The sequence below is a fragment of the Burkholderia sp. HAN2018 genome, assembly GCF_024704855.1.
GTDB classification, from domain to species: Bacteria; Pseudomonadota; Gammaproteobacteria; order Burkholderiales; family Burkholderiaceae; genus Burkholderia; species Burkholderia cepacia.
The window spans coordinates 1-3,881 of record NZ_QOBB01000385.1 but is presented as its reverse complement, the minus strand read 5'-3'; the positions used below and the strand labels follow the sequence as shown (position 1 = coordinate 3,881).

General features: G+C 67.4%; 3 protein-coding genes and 1 pseudogene. 1 reads left to right on the top strand and 3 read right to left on the bottom strand.

Going from position 1 to position 3,881, the window contains the following annotated elements; all coding sequences use genetic code 11:
• Positions 1-58: 58 nt before the first annotated feature.
• Positions 59-1,102: a Fe(3+) ABC transporter substrate-binding protein gene (locus tag DPV74_RS39790; protein ID WP_060221621.1), complete on the bottom strand. Its 1,044-nt coding sequence runs from the start codon at positions 1,100-1,102 to the stop codon at positions 59-61.
• Between the two features lie 242 nt (positions 1,103-1,344).
• Between DPV74_RS39790 and DPV74_RS39785 the strand changes: the two genes are divergently transcribed.
• Positions 1,345-1,506: a hypothetical protein gene (locus tag DPV74_RS39785; protein WP_006476417.1), complete on the top strand. Its 162-nt coding sequence runs from the start codon at positions 1,345-1,347 to the stop codon at positions 1,504-1,506.
• 148 nt (positions 1,507-1,654) lie between these two features.
• Here DPV74_RS39785 and DPV74_RS39780 read toward each other — a convergent pair whose 3' ends face one another.
• Entirely contained in the window at positions 1,655-3,022 is a 1,368-nt protein-coding gene (locus tag DPV74_RS39780) for an amino acid permease (protein WP_060357395.1), read from the bottom strand.
• Positions 3,023-3,313: 291 nt separating this feature from the next.
• Positions 3,314-3,881: pseudogene (locus tag DPV74_RS39775) on the bottom strand (hypothetical protein); the annotation flags it as partial.

The window sequence follows — 3,881 nt, the reverse complement described above, 5'->3', positions numbered from 1 at the left end:
CGCGCGCGGCAGCAGGCGCGGCCGGCACGCCACGCGGCGCGCGCCGGCGGTGGTTGCGTCAGTTGTCAAAACCGACCTTGTCGACGAGCTGGCTCGCCTGCTTGCGATGCTTCGCGATGTCCGCCAGCGGCAGCGGGTCGATCTTCAGCGTGCCGAAGCCGGCGATCACCGGATCGAGTTTCACGTTCGCGCGCACCGGGTATTCGTAGTTCGCCTGCGCATACAGCGCCTGCGCTTCCGGCGACACGAGGTATTCGAGCAGCTTCACTGCGTTGGCCTTGTGCGGCGCGTGCTTCGCGACCGTCGCGCCGCTGATGTTGACGTGCGTGCCGCCGCTCTTCGCGTTCGCGAACGTCGGCCGCACGACCTTGATCGCATCGCCCCACTTGCGTGCGTCGCTGCCGGGCTCCGCATTCTTCATGTGGCCGACGTAGTAAGCATTCGCGAGGCCGACGTCGCAGATGCCGCCGAGGATGTCGCGTGCGACGTCGCGGTCGCCGCCCGTCGCCTTGCGCGCGAGGTTCGCCTTCACGCCGCGCAGCCACTTCTCGGTCGCGGCTTCGCCGTCGTGCGCGATCATCGCCGCGACGAGCGCCGTGTTGTACGGATGCTGGCCCGAGCGGATGCAGACCTTGCCCTTCCATTTCGGATCGGCGAGATCCTCGTAGCGGAACGCATCGACCTTCAGGTCCTTCTCGACGTACAGCACGCGATCGCGCAGCGACAGCGCGTACCAGTCGCCGTTCGCGCCGCGCAGGTTCGCGGGAATCGCGTCGTCGAGCGTCTTCGAGCGCACCGGCTGCGTGAGCCCGCCGTCGACGAGATCGAGCAGGTTGCCGACGTCGACCGTCATCAGCACGTCGGCCGGCGACTGCGCGCCTTCCGCCTTCACGCGCTCGAGCAGGCCGTCCTTCACGAACACCGTATTGACCTTGACGCCGCTCTGCTTCGTGAACGCTTCGATGAGCGGCTGGATCAGCTTCGGTTCGCGAGTGGTGTACAGGCTGACTTCCTCGGCCGCGTGGGCCAGCGGCGCGAAGGCAGCGGCGGCAAGGGCGAGGGCGCCGGCGAGCGGCAGCAGGCGGGTGCGCGGATTCGACATGAAGACTCCGGAGGGGCAGGTGGACGAAGGGAGCGTTCCGGGGCGCGCCTGCCGCTCGAGCGACCCGGAATATTACAAAATGAAAGACTCTGGATTCTAGATCGAAATGGGAACCGTTATCAAATGAAAGATAACGACGGGCAGGCGGAGGACGGGAAAGGGGAGCGGAAACGGGGCGTCGCGGGACGGGCGCAAGCGCGTAGAATGCCCGCTTCGATGAATTTGACGGAGTCGCCCCGACCATGAACGATCAGCGCAAGAAGAACCCAGTCCGCAACGTGAGCATCCTGATCGTCGTGGCCGTGCTGCTCGTGATCGGGACGATCCTGTACAACGCGATTTCGCAGAAGCACGCGTACGACGAAGCCCATCCGGCCGAGGCCGCGAGCGCCGCGTCGCACTGACGTGCCGATGCGCGGCCCGGCGGGCCGCGCGCGTGGCGTCGAGGTGAAGGGGACGAGTGCCCGGCTGTTGGCGCGGCAGATGCCGCGCGGAGCCGGGAACGAAGCGGGCGCCGGAACCGGCGCGCCGCGTACGCAGATCAGCCGTGCGTCAACGTGACGCAGGTGCGAATTTCGGGCGGATCCGTGCGTAGAACACGACCGCGAGCAGCGCGAGCCACGCCGCGCCGACATACAGCGCGACACGCGTGTCCTCGAACCAGCCGAGCATCACGATCACGAAGCCCATGAACGCGATCGTCAGCGCCGGCGCGACCGGCCACAACGGCACCTTGAACTTCAGCGCCGCGACTTCGGCGCTCGACAGCCGGCGGCGCATCGCGACCTGCGACAGCAGGATCATCAGCCAGACCCACACGGTCGCGAACGTCGCGATTGCCGCGACCATCAGGAACACGTCCTTCGGCATCAGGTAGTTGAGCAGCACGCCGGCGAGCAGCGCGACCGCCATCACGAGCACCGTGACCCACGGCACGCCGTGCCGCGAGGTCGTCATCAGCACGCGCGGTGCCTGGCCCTGGCGCGCCATCCCGAACATCATCCGGCCCGCGCCGAAGATGTCGCTGTTGATCGCGGAGATCGCCGCGCTGATCACGACCAGGTTGAGGATCGTCGCGGCGGACTTCACTCCGAGCGCGGAGAAGATCTGCACGAACGGGCTGCCGTCGCTGCCGACACCCGTCCACGGGCTGATCGACATCAGCACGACCATCGTCAGCACGTAGAACAGCAGGATGCGCGCGGGCACCGCGTTGATCGCGCGCGGAATCACGCGCTCCGGATCCTTGGCTTCGCCGGCGCTCATCCCGATCACCTCGATCCCGCCGTACGCGAAGATCACGACCGACAGCGACGCGATCAACCCGCCGACGCCGTTCGGCAGGAAGCCGCCATGGTTCCACAGGTTCGCGAACGTCGGCACGTTGGCCGAATGGCCGAAGTGCATGCCGGTCAGCAGGATCGCCACGCCGCCGCCGATCATCGCGACGATCGCGCCGACCTTGATGATCGACAGCCAGAACTCGAGTTCGCCGAACACCTTCACGTGGCACAGGTTCAGCCCGCAGATGATCGCGACGACGCCGAGCACCCAGATCCATTGCGGGACATCCGGAAACCAGAAGCCCATGTAGATGCCGAACGCCGTGATGTCGGCGATCGCGACGATCACCATTTCGAGCGTGTAGGTCCAGCCGGTGACGAAGCCGGCAAACGGGCCGAGGTTCTCGGTCGCATAGTGGCCGAACGAGCCGGCGACGGGTTCGCGCACGGCCATCTCGCCGAGCGCGCGCATCACCATGTAGACGGCCGCGCCGCCCAGGATGTACGCCAGGATCACGGCCGGGCCCGCGAGCTGGATCGCGGACGCCGAACCGTAGAACAGGCCCGTGCCGATCGCCGAACCCAGCGCGAGAAAGCGGATGTGCCGCGCGCTCAGGTGGCGCTGCAAGTTTTTCATCGTGTCTCCGATATCGTTATGCGACGGACCGGGCGAGCGGGGCCGGTCCGATTGCGTCAAGTTGTCTATACAACTTGAATGTGAACGAATGATAACAAGCCGGGCCGGATGACCGGAATCGGGTATTCCCTGACTGGCGCGACGGGCGCAACAGGGGGCAGGGCGGTCGCGCATGGAAGGCGCGGGCCGCCTGGAACGCTCGAGTCATGCTTCGGGGATCGCTGAATCGGGGAGCGCCGGTGGCCGATCCGCGGCATGCGCGGGCCGGCCATCGGCGGGGTAAAGCCGCGGTCAGGCGGGCAGGCGAATCACGCTCGCATCCTTGCGGATCAGCAGCGACGACGCGAGCATCTGCTTGCACTGATGTGCGAGTACCTTCAGGTCGTGCGTGAGCTCGGCACCCACCGCATCGGATTTCTCCGCGGACACGACCATCGCGTCGAGGTCGCGCGTGATCTGCTTCGACGCGTCGAGCTGATCGGCGGGCGGCGGCTCGCCGGCCTCGGCCTTCTCGAGATTGTCGAGCACGGCGGCGAGGCCGCGGTGCAGCGCATCGTCGTGAAGGATGTTGCCGTCGGCTGCGCAGGCCGTGCGGATCAGCGGCGCGGCCGCCGTGATCTGCGCGCCGAGCACGTGGGTCTGCACGAGCAGGTCGTTCAGTTCCGGCACGAAGCGCTGGTGCGCCTTCGGCTCGATCATCATCCGCTGGAACGCCTGCCCGAGATTCGCGAACGCGATGTGCACGTCCTTGCGCGCGAGGCGGTAGCGGTAGTCATCGTCGAGGGTCGTGGCCGGCGCCTCGATGGCCGCGGCGACGACCGGCACGACGGCCGCGCCGTCGGCGGCCGGCACGGGCGGC

Bases quoted from the DNA above. Each gene is read 5' to 3' on its own strand.
- DPV74_RS39790 (WP_060221621.1), bottom strand. From the start codon at position 1,102: ATGTCGAATCCGCGCACCCGCCTGCTGCCGCTCGCCGGCGCCCTCGCC.
- DPV74_RS39780 (WP_060357395.1), bottom strand. From the start codon at position 3,022: ATGAAAAACTTGCAGCGCCACCTGAGCGCGCGGCACATCCGCTTTCTC.
- DPV74_RS39785 (WP_006476417.1), top strand. From the start codon at position 1,345: ATGAACGATCAGCGCAAGAAGAACCCAGTCCGCAACGTGAGCATCCTG.